A 1,314-nucleotide genomic window follows, 5' to 3' on the forward strand; every position below is an offset into this window, starting at 1 on the left:
CAAATTGTAAAATGAAGTTAGCCACCTTGAGTCAAGCAAAAAACATCTGAATCTCTTATACTAGAAGTTCGACCAAATAGTATAAAAAGGAAATTCAGATGCAAGACTATTCTATCACAAGCCAGAGCAAAGGGAAACACCTGACCAATCAAGACCGTTTAAACATTGAACGTTGGCACAATAAAGAAGGACTGAGCAACCGTGAGATTGCGCGCTTATTGAATAAAGCTCATGGGACGATTGACAGAGAGATGAAGCGAGGGGAAATCCAGCTCAAGCGGAAGGTAAAATACTCTGCTAAAAAGGCTCAAGAAAATTATGAAGGATTGAGGGCTCACAGTGTTCGTCCGAGTAAACTCACGACTGAGATTGATTGTTATGTGAGTACACGTCTTAAAGAAGACAAGGACTCTTTGGAAGTCATTCATCAGGCTCTAAAAGGAGTTTCTCTGAGCAGCCTCTACAATTGGGTCAACTGGGGCTGGTTAGAAGCCAAGCGTCATCATCTTTTCTATCCGCAGTATAAGGCGGCAAAGAAAATCAAACCTCGTGCGCCAAAGCATCCTTTTGGTAAGTCTATTGAAGAACGGCCTGAGTTCATTAACAATCGCTTAGAAGTGGGGCATTACGAGATTGACACGGTCATTCTTACGAGAGCTAAGAACAAGGTGCTTTTGACGCTCACAGAGCGAAAATACCGCACGGAGATCATTCGCTTGATTGATGGGAAAACAGCACAGGCGGTCAATGATGAGCTGGTGGAACTTCAAAAAAGTTATGACTTCAAATCCATTACCCCTGACAATGGCCATGAATTTGCAAGGCTCTCTGAGGTCGTAAGCTGTCCAGTTTACTATGCACACGCCTACGCGAGCTTTGAGCGAGGGACGAATGAAAACCATAACCGAATGATTCGTAGGCATCTGCCAAAAGGCACAACAAAGACGACCCCTGAAGAAGTCGCCGCTATCGAGTATTGGATGAACCATTATCCAAGAAAAATGTTCAACTATAAGAGTTCATATGAGATGAGCTTGGCTGGCTAACTTGGACTTGCAATTTGCGTTTATCTTCAAAAGTTCTATTTACTGAACTTGTTGATGAATCAGAATTAGAAAAATATAATGGTATTAGAAGTATCTTAGATAACCTTTCTGTTTTCGGTGCACCGATGCTTGGAACCTTGGTGTATGGAGTGTTCGGTTTCTCAAGTGTTATTTTAATTTTAGCTATACTTTATGTTTTGGCAGCTGTGGTCATTGCGCATGAGGGGGCGGCGGAGGTTACCGGCCAGTAGTTTGGCTGATCATCGTC

2 protein-coding genes are annotated in these 1,314 nt (G+C 42.8%); both read left to right on the forward strand.

The window, feature by feature from the left end; genetic code table 11:
- The first annotated feature begins 98 nt into the window (after window positions 1–98).
- Complete coding sequence (locus AB0C76_RS41375; RefSeq protein WP_003130410.1) at window positions 99–1,046, forward strand: IS30 family transposase; 948 nt, start codon at window positions 99–101, stop codon at window positions 1,044–1,046.
- Window positions 1,047–1,060: 14 nt separating this feature from the next.
- The gene (locus AB0C76_RS41380) at window positions 1,061–1,297 is read left to right on the forward strand and encodes a hypothetical protein (RefSeq protein ID WP_359975962.1); all 237 of its coding nucleotides are present in this window, start codon (window positions 1,061–1,063) and stop codon (window positions 1,295–1,297) included.
- Window positions 1,298–1,314 lie beyond the last annotated feature (17 nt).

It is taken from the genome of Kitasatospora sp. NPDC048722 (assembly GCF_040650235.1).
Classification (GTDB): domain Bacteria; phylum Actinomycetota; class Actinomycetes; order Streptomycetales; family Streptomycetaceae; genus Kitasatospora.